Here is an 18,825-nt window from a genome sequence, read left to right on the forward strand (position 1 = left end):
CTGCAAAGTACCCATTAGTTCCCTAGGAAGCCTTATGTCCATAGTGTTACCGCATGGCCAGCTCGATCAGTTTTTCCTGCTGTCGCAGGATCTGTTCTGCTGCCTTGATTTTGAGGGTAGGTTGCTTCAGGTCAACCCAGCCTTTGAGTCGCTATTGGGATACTCAGCAGATGCGTTATTAGGTCGTCGCTGCGGTGTCGTGGTGGACCCGCAGGATCATCCTGTGATTGAAGCGGCGCTGGTACGCATGCAGCGGGGGGAAATTGTTGCCGCCTTTGAAGTGCGAGCATTATCAATATTAGGCCAAACGCACTGGATTGAGATTACCCCCAGTGCCGGTGGCGATATTATTTATATTATTGCCCGCGAGGTGACGCAGCAGAAGTTTGCTCAGGCGCAGTTATTGAGCAATCAGCGGCTGTTTCAAATTGCCGGTGAAACCGCGCTTATTGGTGGTTGGTACGTGGATATGGACGCTGGGCAGCCAAATTGGTCAGATGAGGTTTGCCGTATCCATGGTCTGCTTCCCGGTTTCCAGCCCACCGTTACTCAAGCGATTGAATTTTACACACCTTCTTCTCAATCACGTATCCACGAAGTGTTCGCCGCCTGCTGCGAAAAAGGGACGAGTTTTGACGAAGAGCTTGAGGTGATCACTTACCAAGGTAAGCATATCTGGGTGCGTGTTATTGGTAAGGCCGTGCGCGATGAGCGTGGGGAAATCAGTCAGGTGGAGGGCTCGACGCAGGATATTACCGAGCAAAAACAGCTGCGTGAAAACATCACCCAACTTGCACAACGGCTTACCATTATCCTTGATAGTATCACCGATGGCTTTTTTACCTTAGATACTCGCTGGCACTTCACCTACGTTAATAGCGAGGCGGAGCGAATATTGAAGCGCCGTGAAGGTGAGTTATTGGGCCAGCATATTTGGCAGAGCTTTCCCGATGCAAAAGGCAGCCGCTTTGACGAGGAGTATCAACGCGCTGCGAGTCAACAGCAGGCAGGTCATTTTGAGGCCTTTAACCCGCGGCTAGGCATATGGGTTGAGGTACATGTCTATCCTTCCGTTGAAGGGCTTACGGTCTATTTCCGTGATATTAGCGATCGCAAAGCGAGTGAGCATCAGCTGAAGCTGCTAGAGCGTAGTGTGGAATCAAGCACCAATGGGGTGATTATTGTCGATGCCCAAAGCAGCGATCTCCCCATGGTCTACGTCAATGCCGCCTTTGAGCGCATCACCGGCTATGCGCGCAGTGAAGCGCGGGGGCGTAATTGCCGGTTCTTACAGGGCGAAGATACCGACCCCGCTACCGTCAAACTGCTGCGGGAAGGTGTTACTGAGCAGCGCGAAGTGCACGTAGTGATCCGTAACTATCGGCGTGATGGTTCGATTTTTTGGAATGACTTGTATATTTCGCCAGTGCGCGACGAAACAGGTGACGTGACTCACTATCTGGGTGTTCAAAACGATGTATCTGAGCAGCGCGAGTATCAGGCCCAGCTCACTTATAACGCCAATCACGATGCCCTGACCGGGCTGCCTAATCGGGTAATGCTTGGCCAACGCTTGGAGCAGGGGTGCGTCCTGGCGCGTCGTTACCAGCGTTTTATCGCCGTTCTGTTTATCGACTTGGATGATTTCAAACCGATTAACGATACCCTGGGTCATGAGGTAGGCGACTTTATCTTGATTGAAGTCGCCAAGCGTCTTGAAGACGAGCTGCGCCCCTGGGACACCGTGTCGCGATTTGGGAGTGACGAGTTCGTTGTGCTGCTGCCCGATTTAGCCTATGAAAACGATGTGATACAGGTGGTTGAACGCGTACTGCAGAGGCTTTCGCCGCCCTATTGGTATCGCGGTAGCGAACTGCGCATTACCGCCAGCATCGGCATTGCTATCAACGATGGCAATATGAAAAACCCTCGCCAGCTTATTCAACAAGCCGATTTGGCCATGTACAAGGCCAAACGCCGAGGGCGCAATACCTACCATTGGTATACCGAAGATTTAAACCGCAAAGTGAGTGAACGGGTAAGTTTGCGCAGCGCGCTTCAGCAGGCCATTGAGCAACAGCAGTTTACGCTGTATTACCAACCGCAAATCCATGCCCCGAGTGGGCGCGTAGTGGGCGTGGAAGCATTAATCCGCTGGCAACACCCGGAGCGCGGTAATATTCCACCGTCTGATTTCATCAGCTTGGCAGAAGATACCGGGCAGATCATACCGATCAGTGATTGGGTGCTAGCGACCGCTTGCCGGGATGCCCAGCAGCTTAATGCCATGGGTGTTGGCCCGATCACCATGGCGGTCAATATCTCTCCGATGCAGTTTCAACGCCCCGGTTTTCTGGCCTCTATTGAACAGGTGTTGGCCCAGAGTAGCTTAGCGCCAGTGCTGCTAGAGCTTGAGATTACCGAGGGAGTTTTAATGGACAGCGCCGAACAAGCAATCCAGGCATTAGAGGATTTGTCTGCGTTGGGCGTTCATATTGCCTTAGACGATTTTGGCACCGGCTTCTCTAGCTTGAGCTACCTTAAGCGCCTGCCGATTAATAAAATCAAAATTGACCGTTCGTTTGTGCGCGATGTGATTACCGATCACAACGATGCGGCCATTATCGATGGTATTGTCGCCATGGCGGGAAAAATGGGGCTAGGGGTGCTAGTGGAGGGGGTAGAGACGCTGGAGCAGTTTACCTACCTTGAAAAGTGCCACTGCCACTACTTTCAAGGCTACTACTTCGCTCGTCCTATGCCCTTAGACGCACTCCGCGCATTTTTGGCATCTCCCCCTGTGTTTGCTGCTCGCTGACCGGCGACTCTGGTACACTTTCCCCAACGACTCCCACTTTCCATAACGACTTTTACGCTTTGTCAGCAGGATATACCTTCGATGAGCCAAGCTACGAATCAGTCTTGGGGCGGTCGCTTTAGCGAGCCCACCGATGCCTTTGTCGCACGTTTCACCGCGTCTGTTAATTTCGACCAGCGCCTGGCCCCCCAGGACATCCAGGGCTCTATCGCCCACGCCAATATGCTGGCTAGGGTCGGCGTGCTTACCGATGACGAGCGCGATGCGATTATTAACGGCCTGAACGAGATTCAGGGCGAAATCGAGCGCGGCGAGTTTAACTGGTCGGTGCCGTTAGAAGACGTGCACATGAATATCGAGGCGCGGCTGACCGAAAAGATCGGCATTACCGGCAAAAAACTCCACACCGGGCGCTCGCGTAACGACCAGGTCGCCACCGATATTCGCCTGTTTATGCGCGATGAGATCGATGTTATCGAAGTGGAACTCAAGCGCCTGCGCGAAGGCATGATCGAACTGGCTGATCGTGAAGCCGAGACGATTATGCCCGGTTTTACCCACTTGCAAACCGCCCAGCCGGTCACCTTTGGCCACCATATATTGGCTTGGCAAGAGATGCTGGCCCGGGATCACGAGCGCCTGCTGGATTGTCGCAAACGCGTTAACGTGATGCCGCTAGGCGCGGCTGCCCTGGCCGGTACCACTTACCCCATTGACCGCCATGTGACCGCAGAGCTACTGGGCTTTGACCGCCCGTCAGAGAATTCTCTGGATGCCGTGTCAGACCGCGACTTCGCGATTGAATTTACCAGCTTTGCCAGCATTCTACTGATGCATCTGTCGCGCATGAGTGAGGAACTGGTGCTGTGGACCAGCGCCCAGTTCAACTTTATCGATTTGCCTGACCGTTTCTGCACCGGCTCTTCGATCATGCCGCAGAAGAAGAACCCTGACGTGCCCGAGCTGGTGCGTGGCAAAACCGGCCGGGTATATGGTCACCTGATGTCGCTACTCACGCTGATGAAGTCCCAGCCGTTGGCTTACAACAAAGACAACCAGGAAGATAAAGAGCCGCTGTTCGATGCGGTGGATACCGTACGCGACTGCTTAAAAGCCTTCGCCGATATGGTGCCCGCGATTGAACCCAAAAAAGCCAGCATGTATGAAGCGGCGCGGCGCGGCTTCTCCACCGCGACGGATTTGGCTGACTACCTGGTACGCAAAGGTGTGGCCTTCCGCGACGCTCATGAAATTGTTGGTCAGTCAGTAGCCTATGGCCTAAAAACCGAAAAAGATCTGTCTGAAATGAGCCTTGATGAGCTCCAGCAGTTCTCCGCTACCATCGAGCAGGATGTGTTCGAGGTACTTACCCTGGAAGGTTCGGTAGCTGCCCGCAACCACATTGGCGGCACGGCGCCAAACCAAGTGCGGGCTGCCGCCCAACGAGCGCGTGAGGCACTCAGCGCACTCAAGGCGGGCGCATGAAAACATTGGCAATTTTGACCCTTACCACACTGCTGTTAACCGGGTTGGCAGGCTGTGGGCAAAAAGGGCCGCTTTATTTGCCGGACGATGCACCTGCTGATGAGCAGTCTAGTCAGGCGTCTGAATAGATAGCTGCAGGCCCAGGAGAAGGGGAGAGCACCATGGATCATTTTAATTACCGCGATGGCGTGCTGTATGCCGAAGACGTGCCGCTATCACGCATTGCCGACGAACACGGCACGCCCTGCTACGTCTACTCAAAAGCCACTTTTGAGCGTCACTTTCGCGCCTATACCGAAGCACTGGGTGGCCATCCGCACCTGATTTGTTACGCGGTGAAGGCCAACTCCAACCTGGCGGTGCTGGGGCTGTTGGCCAAGCTGGGTGCCGGGTTCGATATTGTTTCTATCGGTGAGCTTGAGCGGGTGCTTAAAGCCGGTGGTGACCCGGCGAAGGTGGTGTTTTCAGGCGTTGCCAAGCAGCCCCATGAAATGACCCGTGCGCTGGAAGTGGGCATTAAGTGCTTTAACGTTGAGTCACGCCCGGAGCTTGAGCGCTTGAATCGCGTTGCGGGGGAGCTGGGTAAAATCGCCCCTGTCTCGTTGCGGGTCAATCCAGATGTCGACGCGGGAACCCACCCGTATATCTCCACCGGTTTGAAGGACAATAAGTTCGGTATTCCAGTGGATGAAGCGCTGGATGTTTACGAACTAGCAGCGAGTCTGCCTAATCTGAAGGTGAAAGGGCTCGACTGCCACATTGGTTCACAGCTCACCGAAACGGCACCCTTTTTGGATGCCCTTGATCGCTTGCTGATGCTTATGGAGCGCCTGCGTGAACGCGGCATCGAAATCGAACATCTCGATTTAGGCGGCGGTCTGGGCGTGCCTTACCGCGATGAAAAGCCGCCCCAACCGTTTGATTACGCCAGCCAGCTGTTGGCGCGGCTTTCACGTTGGGAAGGTGGTGAAGCGCTGACGCTGCTGTTTGAACCTGGCCGCTCCATCGCCGCTAATGCTGGCGTTATGCTCACTCGGGTAGAGTTTCTCAAGCCTGGTGAGACCAAGAACTTCGCCATTGTCGATGCGGCCATGAATGACCTGATTCGTCCGGCGCTGTACCAAGCCTGGCAGGCGATTGTCCCGGTGGATACTCGCCAAACGCGCGAAAGCGCCCTTTACGACGTAGTGGGCCCCGTGTGCGAAACCGGTGACTTCCTGGGTAAAGAGCGCGAGCTGGCCATTGCCGAAGGCGATTTACTGGCGGTTCGCTCCGCAGGCGCCTACGGCTTTGTCATGGCGTCGAACTACAACAGCCGCCCGCGCGCCGCCGAGTTGATGGTCGATGGCGACAGTTGCCACGTGGTGCGTGCACGGGAAACCGTTGCCAGTCTGTGGGCAGGTGAAGCGCTGCTGCCCGAAGGGGAGCGCTGATGCTTTTACACTTCACCAAAATGCACGGCCTGGGTAATGACTTTGTCATGGTGGATCTCGTCACTCAGCGTGCCCGGCTGGACGAAGCCCAGATCCGCGCGCTGGCAGACCGGCGTTTCGGCATTGGCTTTGACCAGTTGTTGGTTGTCGAGCCGCCCCGCGACCCCGAGATGGATTTTCGCTACCGCATTTATAATGCTGACGGCAGTGAAGTGGAGAACTGTGGCAACGGGGCGCGCTGCTTTGCCCGCTTCGTTCGCGATCAGCGGCTGACTCACAAGCATGAAATCCACGTAGAAACCGCCGGTGGCCCGTTGGTGCTGACCGTACAGCTTGATGGCATGGTGCGAGTGGATATGGGCCGCCCGCGGTTTAGCCCGCTGGCGCTGCCGTTCGATGCCCCAGGGGATCAGCCCTTACATCAGCTACAAGTGGGTGATGAAACGCTGCAGATCGGTGTGGTCTCCATGGGCAACCCCCACGCGGTGATGCAGGTTGAGAACGTTGATAGCGCCCCGGTGGAACGCCTCGGGCCGTTGGTAGAGGCGCATCCCCGTTTTCCCAAGCGTGTTAACGTGGGCTTTATGCAGGTACTCTCACCCAGCGAAATACGCCTGCGCGTATACGAGCGCGGCAGCGGCGAAACGCTCGCTTGCGGCACGGGCGCTTGTGCGGCAGTGGCCAGCGGTATTCGCCAGGGGCTGTTAAAAAGCCCCGTAAAAGTCCATTTACCCGGTGGAGAGCTCAGCATTGAGTGGCCTGACCCTGAAGGGGCGCTGACGATGGTGGGACCGGCTACACGCGTCTTCGATGGTCGCGTAGCACTCAATTAATTCGAGGAGAACGGCGATGTCTCAAGCCCCCGAACCCCGCAAAACGCTCGATCCTGATCAAGTGGCGTTCTGGCTGGCGCGTCATCCCGATTTTTTCGTCGGTCGCGAAGGACTTCTGCAACAGCTGCAGGTTCCCCACCCGAACATCGACGGGGCGGTATCGCTGTTGGAGCGCTTGGTCTTTGATCTGCGTAAGCGTGCGGAAACCGCGGAAGGCCGCCTGGAACACTTGCTGGAAACCGCCCGCCATAACGAGTCCCAGTACCGTCGGCTGCGGGAAACGCTAATCGCGCTGGTGGAAGCGCCGGATCGCGATGCGTTGGCGCAGGCGTTGGCCACTCAGCTTAGCGAGCGCTTTGAAACCCCGGCCATGGCGCTATGGTGTCCGGCCTCTTTAAGCGATAGTGAGCCAACGCCACCCCAGCCGCCGCGTCACGTACTGGATCAGCACGCGAGTGCGCGCCTAGCGGCGCTGTTGGATGGCCGCACCAGCCGCTGCGTGAAGCTCAGCGTCAGTGACTGGAAGTGCCTGCTGCCCCACGTGAAAGCACCCCGTAAAGCGGGTTCCTGCGCTATTTCACGCCTTTCAGCCGGTGATCCGTTGGGCTATCTGCTGCTGGCCAGCCCCAGCCCTGACGCCTATCGCGCCAGCATGGACACGCTGTTCACCGAGTACTTGGGTGATATCGTCGCGCGTCTTTTGGTGCGTCTCGGCGATCATGGTTGAAACGCCGCTGGTGGAAACCATGATCGCCAAGCGCGTGGAGGCCTTTCTGGCCGCGCTGGCGTCCCATGCTAGCCCTGCCACCGTAGAGGCTTATCGGCATGATTTAGCCGCGCTATGCGTATTTACTGATCGCCGTGAGGTGACGGATCCTGCGGCGTTAGATACCGCACTGCTGCGGGCGTTTTTGGGCGCAGAACGCAGCCGGGGCTTGGCGCCTCGAAGCCTTGCCCGGCGAAGGGCGGCGCTTTCCAGGTTCGCGGATTACCTGGTCAAGCAGGGTGTGTTGAACGATAACCCGGTCGGGCTATTGCGCACGCCCAAACAGCCTAGCCACTTGCCACGCCCCGTGGATGTCGACGCCCTGGCGCGTTTTCTCGATACCCCCCACGATGGTTCGCCGCTGGGTGCCCGGGATCAGGCCATTCTTGAGCTTTTTTACTCCAGCGGCCTACGTTTAGCGGAGCTTGCCGGGCTTGATCTGGGTGATTTGCAAAATAGCCGGGTAAGGGTCATTGGCAAAGGGGGGAAGCCGCGCCAGGTGCCCGTCGGGCGTCGCGCTCAACAGGCACTGGCTGAGTGGTTGGGTTGCCGCTCAGCGCTAGCCCCCATTAATGAGCAGGCGCTATTTGTGGGCCAGCGCGGGCAACGATTAGGCCATCGCGCCATCCAAAAGCGCTTAGCGCAGCTGTCGCTTGCCCGTGGCCTACCCGAACATCTTCACCCCCACCGTTTACGCCACTCCTTTGCCAGCCATCTACTGGAGTCGAGCCAGGATCTGCGCGCCGTGCAAGAATTGCTGGGGCACGCCAATCTTTCGACCACGCAAATCTATACCCGACTTGATTGGCAGCATCTTGCAACCAGTTACGATGCCGCCCACCCCCGCGCCAAACGAGGCCCCAGCGACCGCAAAAATAGCCCCAGGAGCAAACCATGACGATGCTGAAGGCGATTACCTTCGATTTGGATGACACGCTTTGGGATAACCACGGGGTGATGGCGCGCACCGAAGAGGGGCACTATCGCTGGCTGCTGGAAGCCCTTGAGGCTTGGCGTGCGGCGCGTCAGGAGCCTGCCTTGGTGCTAACCCACGAAGGCGGCGGGCGAGATTACCTTCAGCGCCGTCAACAGTTAGCCAAACAGGTGTCTGAACGGCGCGGTGACTTTACCTGGCTACGTTTGCGCGCCCTGGAGGCCCAGTTAGAAGACGCAGGTCTGCACCGCAGTGCTGCGTTGATGTGGGCATCAGCGGCGATGAATGAGTTTCACCGCTTACGCGTGCAGGTCACGCCACACCCAGAAGCGGCCGGGCTGCTGGCTGCCCTGGCGGAGCGCTATCAGTTGGCGGCGATTACCAATGGCAATATACATCTTAAACGTCAGCCGCTGGCTGGCTATTTTCCGGTCGCCATTGCTGCGGGCGAGTTACTGGCGCCCAAGCCCGACCCGAAGCCTTTCCTCACCGCACTGTCGCGTTTAAAAGTCGCCCCTGAGTGCGCCATGCACGTGGGCGATTCGTGGCAGGAGGACGTGCTCCCTGCCCAGCAGCTGGGAATGCACGCGGTATGGATTTCTGAAGCGGAGGATCAACCGCTTCCCCCGCGGGTACACCGTATTGCCCATGTGAAAGAGCTGCCCCGCGTGCTTGAGATGTTAGAAAAGGCGGGCTTGGAAACGCATCATTCAGGCGGTGTATACAGCCACTGATTGAGTTTCTGGGATAGTGTATCGACGCCGTCGCGCTTAAGCGAAGAGAACAGCTGTACAGAGACCAAGTCTTCCCACTCCTTCAAGCGCGAGCGTACTTTCTGCAACGAAGCGCTGGCGGGCCCTTTTTTAAGCTTGTCCGCTTTAGTCAGCAGAATATGCACCGGCATTTCGCGCTGGTCGGCATAATTGAGCATCATCTGATCGAACTCAGTGAGCGGGTGGCGCACGTCCATTAGCAGTACTAAGCCGCGTAGACTAAAGCGGTTGCGTAGGTATTCTGCTAAGTGCTTTTGCCATTCTAGCTTGACCGATTCTGGCACCTTGGCGTAGCCGTAGCCGGGCAGGTCAACCAAACGCAGCGACTCATCGTTCATGACACTGAAGAAGTTAATTAACTGAGTGCGCCCCGGTGTACGCGACGTGCGCGCTAACGCATTTTGTTGCGTTAAGGCGTTGATAGCGCTTGATTTTCCCGCGTTAGAGCGCCCGGCAAAGGCGACTTCTGCGCCGGTATCATCTGGGCACAAAGCCAAGGTAGGCGCGCTGATAATAAAACTTGCCGTCGGGTAGTTCAGCCGAGGGACTGGGCTATCGTGGGGGGTAGTCATGGACTTAATCCTGAAAAACGAACATAAAAGCGGCCTACTCAACGCACTATCATCAATGTTCTCATCAATGCGCTATCATCAACGTACTATCAACCCAGCATGGCTTCTTCAGCGCGTAAAGTAGAACGCTTGGTAGTGACGCATAATAGAGAAATGAGAGCAGGACTGCGACGAATTACCCCTAAAGCAGACCAGGACTTGCATTCCCGCCGCTGGGGTGATTCGTTATAATGCAAGCGGTTTATATCTGCGACCTGGGGCGCTAGTGTACCATCGCCCTCTAGCCGACAGCGACCAATGCGATACGTTGTTCGTTTTGGCGGAGCTAACCCTGGTAATTTGTGGAGCCTGGGAAGCGCCCAGGGTGCGTACCAGTCAAACATAAAACGGCATAGTGGAATAGCAATGAGAAAGTTACTGGCAAGCCTGGCAATTACCATGGGCGCCGTTGGCATCGCCCACGCTCAAACGGACTACCAAGCCGATGCTGACGCATCCGCTGGCCAGGAAATGGCCCAAACCTGCGCCGCCTGTCATGGTCAACAGGGCATTAGCCCATCGGGCGCTTTCCCTAACCTGGCGGGGCAGCAAATGTCTTACTTGGCCAAGCAGATTATGGATATCCGCGACGGTGAACGCGTGGTGCCTCAAATGGCGGGCATCGTGGATGACTACTCTGACCAAGATGCTTGGGATGCCGCGGCCTACTTTGCGGAACAAGACGCTAACTTGGGTCAAACCAACGACGAAGACGCTGAACTATTGGCGCGCGGCGAAGAGATTTACCGTGCTGGCGATATGGCCAAGGGTATCCCTGCCTGTTCAGCCTGTCACACGGCAACCGGGGTAGGCATTGGCAGTGCCGTTTATCCTGGCCTTTCCGGGCAGCATGCTCAATATACGGTTTCTACGCTGCAGGCATTTGCGTCCGGCGATCGCACCAATGACCCCAATAATATTATGGGCGATATTGCTTCCAAAATGAGTGACAGGGATATGGAAGCTGTGGCGAACTACGTTTTAGGACTGAATTAAGGCTGCAAAATTTTATACCTCCTTGTGCCGTTTGGTTCCCTCATTTGCCGATGTGCTTGAAATGAGGGAACCCGCTAATATAACCACGGTCTTAGTCCTCGCTTACCCATGGAGAAATTTATACGATGTTTAAAACGACAATGTTTAAAACAACAGTGTTTAAAACGCTAATGGTTACGCTAGCCGGTCTAGGTTTTTCTGCGCTAGTGAGTGCTCAGGATGTCGTTGAAGGCCAGCACTATGAAGTGCTTGAGTCCCCGGTAGAAACCCACGCTGAAGACGGGCAAATTGCAGTTACTGAAGTGTTCTGGTTTGGCTGCCCGCACTGTTACCGCCTACAAACACCGGTTAATGAGTGGTACGAGACGCTGGAAGACGACGTTAGCGTAGAACATATGCCTGCTACCATGGGCAGCGACTGGAATACCCACGCTACCGCTTTCTACGCGGCTGAGTCGCTGGGTATTGAAGAGGAGCTACACGCCGATTTTTTTAATGCTATCCATCAGGAAAATCAGTCGCTCACCGAGGCCGATGAGATTGCCGCTTTCTTCGCTAACTACGGTGTCAGCGAAGAAGAGGCCAAAAAAGCGCTGACCGACTTTAGTGTTCGTAGCGATGTCAATGAAGCCAACAACCGTATGCGTGAGATGAAGTTGATGGGTGTGCCCGCGCTGGTGATTGATGGTCGCTACGTTGTTTCGCCGAGTTCAGCCGGTAGCCTGGAAAATATGCCTAAAATCGCTGATGCGCTGGTCGAGCAGGTGCGTGCAGAGCGCGCAGAATAACCGTGTTGCGTGAAGCGAGAGAGCGTGATAACTCGCAGGTAAGCAGCCCACGCTCGACGCTGCTGGAAGATGGCCATCTGCGTTTGCTGACGTTTAACCTGCAGGTGGGCATCCAGACGTCAGCGTATCATCACTATCTCACGCGCAGCTGGCAGCACTTATTGCCGCATCCCCGTCGCCAGCAGCGGCTGGACATGATGGGCGAAGTACTGAGTAAGTTCGACATAGTTGGGCTACAAGAAGTTGATGGCGGCAGCTTTCGCTCCAGCCGCGTTAACCAAGTGGAGTATCTCGCTACCAAAGCGGGATTTCCGCACCATGTTCAGCAGTTAAACCGCAACCTGGGACGTATTGCCCAGCACAGCAATGGGTTACTGTCGCGCTTGGTACCTAGTCAGATTGTTGAGCACCGCTTGCCGGGCGCAATGCCTGGCCGAGGCGCTATTCATGCCCGCTTTGGCGAAGGCCCGGATGCCCTGCATATTTTTGTTGCTCACTTGGCGCTTAGCCACCGCGGTCGTGTGCGCCAACTCAACTATCTAAGCGATATTATTCAGCCGCTGCGCCACGTAGTGGTGATGGGCGATCTCAATTGTACGCCTGACCAACTACACGCTCACAAGCGCTTTAGTTTGTCGCTGCCCCTGCACCCGGTTAAACCCCTTTTCAGCTATCCTTCCTGGCAACCGCGCCATGCGCTGGATCATATTCTGTTGTCGCAATCGCTAGAGGCCGCGGAAGTGCACGTGCTGGATCATCTGTTCTCTGATCATCTGCCGATAGCCGTCAATCTTCCGCTGCCTGAGGCTTGTTTAGCGGCTATTCGCTCAAGCGCTTAGGCTAAGTGTTTAGGCTAACAAGCTTGTCTTTGTCGTCTGTGAGCGCTGCATTGTCCGCGTATATGCGCTATTGTCTGGGGCGCTGACTCCCCTTAGTCGTTTTACGCGAGACACTTCCATGTCGGACACAACACAACTACCTGCATTTATTGGTGCGCTGGACCGCGCTTCAGAGTGGTTCGGGCGTACCCTTGCGTGGCTGATCATCATTATGATGTTGATTCAGTTCGCGATTGTACTGCTTCGTTATATGTTCAGTATCAACAGCATTTTCATGCAAGAACTAGTGATGTACATGCACGCTAGTGTCTTTATGCTTGCCGCTGCCTATACCTTTCGCCACGACGGCCACGTGCGAGTGGATATCTTCTATCGAGGCATGACCCCGCGCCGTCAGGCGTTAATCAATGTTGTAGGTATTATCACGCTTTTGATTCCCGTGATGGTCTTTATCATCGCTTCCAGCCTGGGCTACGTGGCCAACTCCTGGCGCATTCTGGAAACCTCCCCTGATTACGGTGGCATTCCGGCTGTCTATGCACTGAAAACCTTAATTCCACTGTTTGCCGTGCTGATGATCGTGCAAGGCGTGGTTGAGATCGTGCGTAATGGCTATGTGATGGCTGGACGGATAGTGCCGGCTGCTGCTGGCGGCAACCATCTTGAGGAGCGTGTTTGATGCTGGAATTCATGCCGATTATTTTATTTGCCGTCATTTGCATTGTGTTGATGTTCGGCTTTCCCGTAGCGCTTTCGTTGGCGGGAACGGCGCTGCTGTTTGCCGGTATGGGGCTGGGTCTGGAAGCCATTGGTATCGACGCCAATTTTGATAGCGGCTATCTCGCCGCCTTGCCCAATCGGCTCTACGGTATTATGACCAACCAAACGCTGTTGGCGGTGCCGCTATTTGTGCTGATGGGCGTCTTGCTGGAAAAATCCAAAGTGGCGGAAACGTTGCTGGATGCCATGGCCCTGCTGTTTGGCGCTATGCGCGGTGGCTTGGGTATTTCGGTGACGCTGGTGGGCATGCTAATGGCCGCCTCTACCGGTATTGTGGGGGCCACGGTGGTCACCATGGGGTTGATGTCGCTACCCACCATGCTAAAGCGTGGTTACAGCACGTCACTGGCGACCGGTACTATCTGTGCTACCGGCACGCTGGGGCAGATTATTCCGCCCTCCATTGCCTTGGTACTGCTCGGTGACGTGCTGTCATCGGCATATCAGCAAGCGCAGCTGGATATGGGGATCTTCAGTCCTAAAACGGTCTCCGTGGGCGACCTGTTTATGGGCGCGCTGGTGCCTGGGCTACTGCTGGTCGTGATGTATATGATCTATGTGGCGCTGGTGGCGTGGTTGCGCCCGCACATGGCGCCTGCTGCTGACCGCGAAGAGTTAATGGCTGAGCTTGGCCACACCTCAGGCATTGGCATGCTGCTGCTCAAAGGCTTGGTGCCTCCCGTGGTGCTGATTGTGGCGGTGCTAGGCTCGATTCTAAGCGGTTTTGCCACACCCACAGAGGCCTCTGCGGTAGGCGCCTTTGGCGCTCTGGTGCTGGCGCTGGCTTATCGTCAGCTCGATTGGGCGACCCTGAAAGACGTGCTGCGTTCGACCACTCACGTCACTACTATGGTGTTTCTGATCCTGATCGGCGCAGCGCTGTTTTCGCTGGTGTTTCGTGCCTACGGCGGCGAACACATGGTGACCGAGCTGTTCGAGGGTATGCCTGGCGGCGTGGTCGGCGCGACGATCATCGTGATGCTGGTGATCTTCCTGCTCGGCTTCATTCTCGACTTTATCGAAATCACCTTTGTGGTGGTGCCGATTGTCGGGCCAATTCTGCTTGCCATGGGGCTTGACCCGATTTGGCTGGGCATCATGATTGCTATCAATCTGCAGACATCGTTCTTAACGCCGCCGTTTGGTTTCGCGCTGTTCTATCTGCGTGGCGTAGCGCCACCGTCTGTATCTACCTCGGCTATTTACCGTGGCGTGATCCCGTTTATCCTGATGCAGCTGGGTATGTTGCTCATGCTTAGCTTCTTCCCGCAGTTGGCAACCTGGCTTCCCTCGCAGTTCTAGTCAACAAGAGGTAAGTTGAAAAGCATTGCTGTGGTCAACGCAGTTATCAACGAATATATGTGGCAACCTAACTAAAAAGCAGCAACGAGCCATTAGTGTCTTATAGCAAATAATGGACTGTAGCAAACCGCCTAGCGTTCTACGCTAGGCGGGGTATTCCCTACTCATAATAGTAATAATAGAAAGTAAGAGGGTTATTGTATGAAAGCCAAAACACTCCCAGTCGCCATCGCGATGACGACCGCTCTCTCCGCCAGTTTGCTGGTGGTTTCTAGCTTCGATAATCACGCCCAGGCGCAAGAGGACGAGTTCCGCTGGAAAATGGTCACCTCCTGGCCAAAGAATTTCCCAGGTGTTGGCCAGGGTCCAGAGCGTCTATCGCAGCTGGTCGACGAAATGTCGGATGGCCGCCTGACCATTGAAGTCTTCGGTGCTGGCCAGTTGGTGCCGGGGTTTGAGGTGTTTGACGCTGTTTCTGACGGTACCGCTGAACTAGGCCACTCCGCTTCCTACTACTGGAAGGGCAAAGCGCCTGCCGCACAGTTCTTCGCCGCCGTGCCGTTTGGGATGAATGCTCAAGAGATGAACGCCTGGCTAAGCTATGGCGGCGGTATGGAGCTGTGGAACGAGCTCTACGATGACTTCGGCGTTGACGTCATGGTGGCGGGTGCCTCAGGCGTGCAGATGGGCGGCTGGTACAACAAAGAGATCAACTCGGTTGACGATCTCGACGGCCTGAAAATGCGCATGCCGGGCCTGGGCGGCGAAGTAATGAGCCGTATGGGTGTCGCGATTGTGAACATGCCGGGCGGCGAGATCTTTACTTCGTTGCAATCTGGTGCGATTGACGCAACCGAGTGGATTGGCCCTTACAACGACCTGGCATTCGGCCTGCACCAAGCCGCCGATTATTACTACTATCCAGGCTGGCACGAGCCCACGGTCATGTTCGAGGCAATCGTTAACGAAGAAGCTTTCGCGGAGCTGCCAGCGGATCTACAGGCGATCCTGCGAACCGCTATTAGCGACATTAACCAAAGCGTACTGGATGAGTACACCGCACGTAACAACGATGCGCTGGAAACCCTGGTGAATGAGCACGATGTTGAGCTACGCCGCATTCCCGACGACGTACTGGCCCAGGCGCGTGAGCACTCGCAAGATGTGGTTGCCGAGTTAGCGGAATCGAGCGAATTAGCTACGCGTATCTATGACTCTTATCAGGCGTTCCAAGAGAAGGTCGAGGATTACCACGCCATCTCCGAGCAGGCGTACTACAACGCCCGCAACCCGGAAGGTGATACCGCGCAATAGTTTGCCGGTGCTTGACGCACATTAACGAGCCGCCTTCGGGCGGCTTTTGTGTGTTTGGCATTTACGTTTTCGGCAGCATAAGGCGCGCAGCTTGGGTATCCTAGGAGCATAGTGACGTTTTTGCCGTGAAGGAGCCCCATGTCTACCCATTCCCGTCTTCGCAATGTGCTTACCATCGCCGGCTCCGATCCTTCGGGGGGCGCCGGGCTGCAAGGGGATCTGAAAACCTTTTCAGCCCTTGGCGTTTACGGCACCAACGTGATTACTGCAGTGATCGCTCAGAACACCTGTGGTGTGGCCTCGGTGTACCCCGTCTCGCCCCAGGCTATTCGCGAGCAGTTGGAACACCTGCTGGATGATGTCTCGCTAGACGCGGTCAAAATTGGCATGGTGGCCAGCCGCGAGGTCGCCGAGGTGATAGCCGATGTGCTGCGTCAGCGGCGCCCACGCTGGATCGTGCTCGACCCGGTGTTGGTCGCCAAGAGCGGCGATATTCTGGTCGATGACGCCGGCATTCGAGCAGTACGCGATATTCTCGTGCCATTGGCCGATGTGATTACCCCCAACCTACCGGAAGCAGCGGTACTGCTCGATACATCGTCGCCCACCAGTTTAGACGCCATGGAAACGATGTTGCCGGGGTTAACGCAGCTGGGTGCACCCTATGTGGTGCTGAAAGGCGGCCATCTGCGTGGAGCGACCTGTCCGGATCTGCTGGCAACCCCCAACGGCCATGAGTGGTTGCCCGCCTCGCGCATCGATACCGACAATTTGCACGGTACCGGTTGCGCGCTATCTTCGGCGATTGCCGCCTGTCTGGCGAAGCTCCCCGTGGATGCCGATGCGGATGCCCCGGTAACTGCCATCAGCGATGCCAAGCAGTGGCTGCATGCGGCCTTGGAGGCGAGCGTACGCTTGAATGTGGGGAAAGGGCGCGGCCCGGTGCACCATTTTCACGCTTGGTGGTGATTGAGTGTACTGCTTTGAAGCATTTGGGCAGCAGTTAGCTTGCGAGAATGGATATTGCGCACCATGATAAAGAGTGTTTGCTTAACGGCTTGTAAGGCTGAGCTGCTCAGCCGAGGAGCGTTTCGCCATGCCTCGCACTATTCTGTTTGCCACCGATCTTTCCGCTGATAATCGCGCCGCTTTTGCGCGGGCGCTACGGTTGGCCTATGCCCAGGGCGTTCAGCTCGACGTGCTGCACGTGCTGGACCCTTACCTACCCAGGCGAGTACTACTGGATGTCGAGAGCGCGGTAGTGGAAGACATCACCACTATGTTGACGGATCTACGCGAAGACTACGCCCTAGAGGCGCCGAAAACGTTGATCCAAACCGTGACCGGCTCGCCTCACGTTGAAATCGTCCGCGAAGCCCATGAGCGTAACGCCGAGCTGATTGTGCTGGGCATGCATCGCAAGCGTGGGCAAAAAGACCTGCTGGCGGGTACCACCACCATGCGCGTGCTGCGCAGTGCGCCATGTCCTGTGGTGGTCTCTTCTCACCAGCCGACCCAGCCCTGGCAACATATCCTGGTGCCTATCGATTTTTCGCTAACGGCGCGACATACCTTGAAAGAGGCGCTAATCCGCTTTCCTGAAGCGGCGCTCACCCTGCTGCACGCCTGGACACTGCCCGGCGAACGTGAACTGGGTTCGCAGGCCTATTACGCCCATTGGCGTGAACATGAAGTGCAGCGACTGCGCGAGCAGTTGAGTAACGAAGTCGATAGCCTGATGCGCGAGTTAGACGGGGTGCCCGATGTTGAGTTGGTGCTAGAGCAAGGCACACCCTGCGATGTGCTGCAGGCATATATGAAACGCCACTCGCCCGATCTCGTGATGATCGGCAGCCGTGGACAGCCCCATCACACCAGCTTGCTAACCGAGATGCTGCTAAGTGAACCGCACTGCGATTTAATGCTCTGCCGCGCTTGGTAAGCGGGCACTATTTATTCAACAGAATACGGGTATTTCAAGAGAGTACGGGCAACAATAAATTATTGTACGGAACCTTTATTTGGCGCAATGGTATGTATAGTTATGCTGCCAGAAGGAGGTTCTATGCCCACACGCTTATTAGGCGCTAGGCGCGCCGTACAAATATCATTGCTGTTAACTGGCCTATTGCTAATGTCTTGGGCGATGGCCAGCAGTGTGACTGAGAAAGGCGAAGCGTTTGAGCGCACGGTAGAGGAGCACGGCCAGCGCTATAGTCTTATCGGTAGCGGTGTGTTTCGTTACATGATTTGGACTGCCTATGCGGGCGCCTATTACCAAGCGGTAGAAGAAACCCAGCCGCAGCCGTTGGGTGACGTACCAAGGCGCCTGGAGCTTGCCTATTTTCACGCCATCGACGCCCCGGACTTCGCCGAAGCCACCACAGAAAGCCTTAAGAAGAGCCTCACTGCCTATGAGTATTCGCAGCTAGAAGCCGATATTAACGCTTTTAATCGAAGCTATCAGGACGTCGAGCCGCAAGATCGTTATGTGTTGAGTTGGGACGGCGCTGCTTTGCGCCTGGCGCTCAATGGCGAAACGCTATTTGAGGGCGGTAACGCAGAACTGGCCAGTGCCATGTTCAGTATATGGCTGGGCGAGCGCCCCCTGGATGACGACTTTCGCGATGCGCTGCTAGGGAAAAACTAACAAGCGGTCGTTATAATGGCCGTTTGTCAGTTCGGAGAAGCTTTGTGAAGGCACTCATCCAGCGCGTTAAGCGCGCCAGCGTGGAAGTGGAAGGCAATATCGTCGGGAGTATCGACCACGGGTTGTTGGCGCTGGTAGGTGTGGAAAAACACGATGACGCGGCCAACGTGGAAAAGCTGCTGCATAAACTCCTTCACTACCGGGTATTTAGCGATGCGGACGGCAAGATGAATCACAACCTGCAGCAGGTGAACGGTGGTTTGCTGCTTGTCTCCCAGTTCACCCTGGCGGCGGATACCCATAAAGGGCTACGGCCCAGCTTCTCCAGCGCCGCTCCGCCAGCCCACGGTGAAGCGCTGTTCAATTTGCTGGTTACCCAGACCCGCGTTGCCTGGCCGCACGTGGCGACCGGTGAATTTGGCGCCGATATGCAGGTGGCGCTTATCAACGATGGCCCGGTGACGTTTTTGTTGGAAAGCTAGCCCGGTTTTAGAGACTTCGCT

The 18,825-nt window shown here is 56.0% G+C and carries 19 protein-coding genes; 18 read left to right on the plus strand and 1 reads right to left on the minus strand.

Annotated elements, in window-relative coordinates:
• Positions 1–34: 34 nt before the first annotated feature.
• The 8 genes from HZS80_RS02160 to HZS80_RS02195 all read left to right on the plus strand — a co-directional run bounded on the left by HZS80_RS02160 (position 35) and on the right by HZS80_RS02195 (position 9,003).
• Complete coding sequence (locus HZS80_RS02160) at positions 35–2,818, plus strand: bifunctional diguanylate cyclase/phosphodiesterase (protein WP_179915028.1); 2,784 nt, start codon at positions 35–37, stop codon at positions 2,816–2,818.
• Between the two features lie 81 nt (positions 2,819–2,899).
• Positions 2,900–4,303 carry an argininosuccinate lyase gene (argH, locus tag HZS80_RS02165; protein WP_179915029.1) on the plus strand — a complete coding sequence of 468 codons (1,404 nt, stop codon included), beginning with the start codon at positions 2,900–2,902 and terminating at the stop codon, positions 4,301–4,303.
• Positions 4,300–4,431 (plus strand): LPS translocon maturation chaperone LptM, encoded by a 132-nt coding sequence (gene lptM, locus HZS80_RS02170; RefSeq protein ID WP_008956505.1) that lies wholly within the window; start codon positions 4,300–4,302, stop codon positions 4,429–4,431. The genes argH and lptM overlap by 4 nt, the downstream gene beginning before the upstream one ends.
• A 33-nt stretch (positions 4,432–4,464) precedes the next feature.
• A complete protein-coding gene (gene lysA, locus HZS80_RS02175; RefSeq protein WP_179915030.1) occupies positions 4,465–5,736 on the plus strand; it encodes a diaminopimelate decarboxylase in 1,272 nt (423 codons plus the stop codon).
• Positions 5,736–6,569: a diaminopimelate epimerase gene (gene dapF, locus HZS80_RS02180; RefSeq protein WP_035554950.1), complete on the plus strand. Its 834-nt coding sequence runs from the start codon at positions 5,736–5,738 to the stop codon at positions 6,567–6,569. Before lysA ends, dapF begins: the two co-directional genes overlap by 1 nt.
• Positions 6,570–6,585: 16 nt before the next feature.
• Complete coding sequence (locus tag HZS80_RS02185) at positions 6,586–7,296, plus strand: DUF484 family protein (protein WP_035554952.1); 711 nt, start codon at positions 6,586–6,588, stop codon at positions 7,294–7,296.
• Positions 7,289–8,233, plus strand: coding sequence for a tyrosine recombinase XerC (locus HZS80_RS02190; protein WP_179915031.1), 945 nt, complete (start codon positions 7,289–7,291; stop codon positions 8,231–8,233). The genes HZS80_RS02185 and HZS80_RS02190 overlap by 8 nt, the downstream gene beginning before the upstream one ends.
• Positions 8,230–9,003 carry an HAD family hydrolase gene (locus HZS80_RS02195; protein WP_035554958.1) on the plus strand — a complete coding sequence of 258 codons (774 nt, stop codon included), beginning with the start codon at positions 8,230–8,232 and terminating at the stop codon, positions 9,001–9,003. The genes HZS80_RS02190 and HZS80_RS02195 overlap by 4 nt, the downstream gene beginning before the upstream one ends.
• Here HZS80_RS02195 and yihA read toward each other — a convergent pair.
• Positions 8,976–9,614: a ribosome biogenesis GTP-binding protein YihA/YsxC gene (gene yihA / locus HZS80_RS02200; RefSeq protein ID WP_008956511.1), complete on the minus strand. Its 639-nt coding sequence runs from the start codon at positions 9,612–9,614 to the stop codon at positions 8,976–8,978. The two genes, HZS80_RS02195 and yihA, sit on opposite strands and share 28 nt — an antisense overlap.
• Before the next feature lie 405 nt (positions 9,615–10,019).
• Here yihA and HZS80_RS02205 point away from each other — a divergent pair, with 405 nt between their 5' ends.
• The 10 genes from HZS80_RS02205 to dtd all read left to right on the plus strand — a co-directional run bounded on the left by HZS80_RS02205 (position 10,020) and on the right by dtd (position 18,804).
• Complete coding sequence (locus HZS80_RS02205; protein ID WP_179915032.1) at positions 10,020–10,649, plus strand: c-type cytochrome; 630 nt, start codon at positions 10,020–10,022, stop codon at positions 10,647–10,649.
• 155 nt (positions 10,650–10,804) lie between these two features.
• On the plus strand, positions 10,805–11,437 hold the full coding sequence (locus HZS80_RS02210) for a thiol:disulfide interchange protein DsbA/DsbL (RefSeq protein WP_035555284.1): 633 nt from the start codon (positions 10,805–10,807) through the stop codon (positions 11,435–11,437).
• A 2-nt stretch (positions 11,438–11,439) separates the two neighbouring features.
• A complete protein-coding gene (locus HZS80_RS02215; protein WP_179915033.1) occupies positions 11,440–12,276 on the plus strand; it encodes an endonuclease/exonuclease/phosphatase family protein in 837 nt (278 codons plus the stop codon).
• A 118-nt stretch (positions 12,277–12,394) separates the two neighbouring features.
• Positions 12,395–12,955, plus strand: a complete 561-nt coding sequence (locus HZS80_RS02220; protein WP_035554966.1) for a TRAP transporter small permease subunit — start codon at positions 12,395–12,397, stop codon at positions 12,953–12,955.
• Positions 12,955–14,358 carry a TRAP transporter large permease gene (locus HZS80_RS02225; RefSeq protein ID WP_035554968.1) on the plus strand — a complete coding sequence of 468 codons (1,404 nt, stop codon included), beginning with the start codon at positions 12,955–12,957 and terminating at the stop codon, positions 14,356–14,358. The genes HZS80_RS02220 and HZS80_RS02225 overlap by 1 nt, the downstream gene beginning before the upstream one ends.
• Before the next feature lie 201 nt (positions 14,359–14,559).
• On the plus strand, positions 14,560–15,672 hold the full coding sequence (locus tag HZS80_RS02230; RefSeq protein ID WP_035554970.1) for a TRAP transporter substrate-binding protein: 1,113 nt from the start codon (positions 14,560–14,562) through the stop codon (positions 15,670–15,672).
• A gap of 138 nt (positions 15,673–15,810) precedes the next feature.
• Positions 15,811–16,641 (plus strand): bifunctional hydroxymethylpyrimidine kinase/phosphomethylpyrimidine kinase, encoded by an 831-nt coding sequence (thiD, locus tag HZS80_RS02235; protein WP_179915034.1) that lies wholly within the window; start codon positions 15,811–15,813, stop codon positions 16,639–16,641.
• A 127-nt stretch (positions 16,642–16,768) separates the two neighbouring features.
• Positions 16,769–17,614, plus strand: a complete 846-nt coding sequence (locus HZS80_RS02240) for a universal stress protein (protein WP_179915035.1) — start codon at positions 16,769–16,771, stop codon at positions 17,612–17,614.
• A gap of 123 nt (positions 17,615–17,737) precedes the next feature.
• Complete coding sequence (locus HZS80_RS02245; protein ID WP_179915036.1) at positions 17,738–18,322, plus strand: chalcone isomerase family protein; 585 nt, start codon at positions 17,738–17,740, stop codon at positions 18,320–18,322.
• Positions 18,323–18,366: 44 nt separating this feature from the next.
• Positions 18,367–18,804: a D-aminoacyl-tRNA deacylase gene (dtd, locus tag HZS80_RS02250; RefSeq protein ID WP_035554980.1), complete on the plus strand. Its 438-nt coding sequence runs from the start codon at positions 18,367–18,369 to the stop codon at positions 18,802–18,804.
• The last annotated feature ends 21 nt before the right edge of the window (positions 18,805–18,825 follow it).

Source organism: Vreelandella glaciei (genome assembly GCF_013415125.1).
Taxonomy (GTDB): domain Bacteria; phylum Pseudomonadota; class Gammaproteobacteria; order Pseudomonadales; family Halomonadaceae; genus Vreelandella; species Vreelandella glaciei.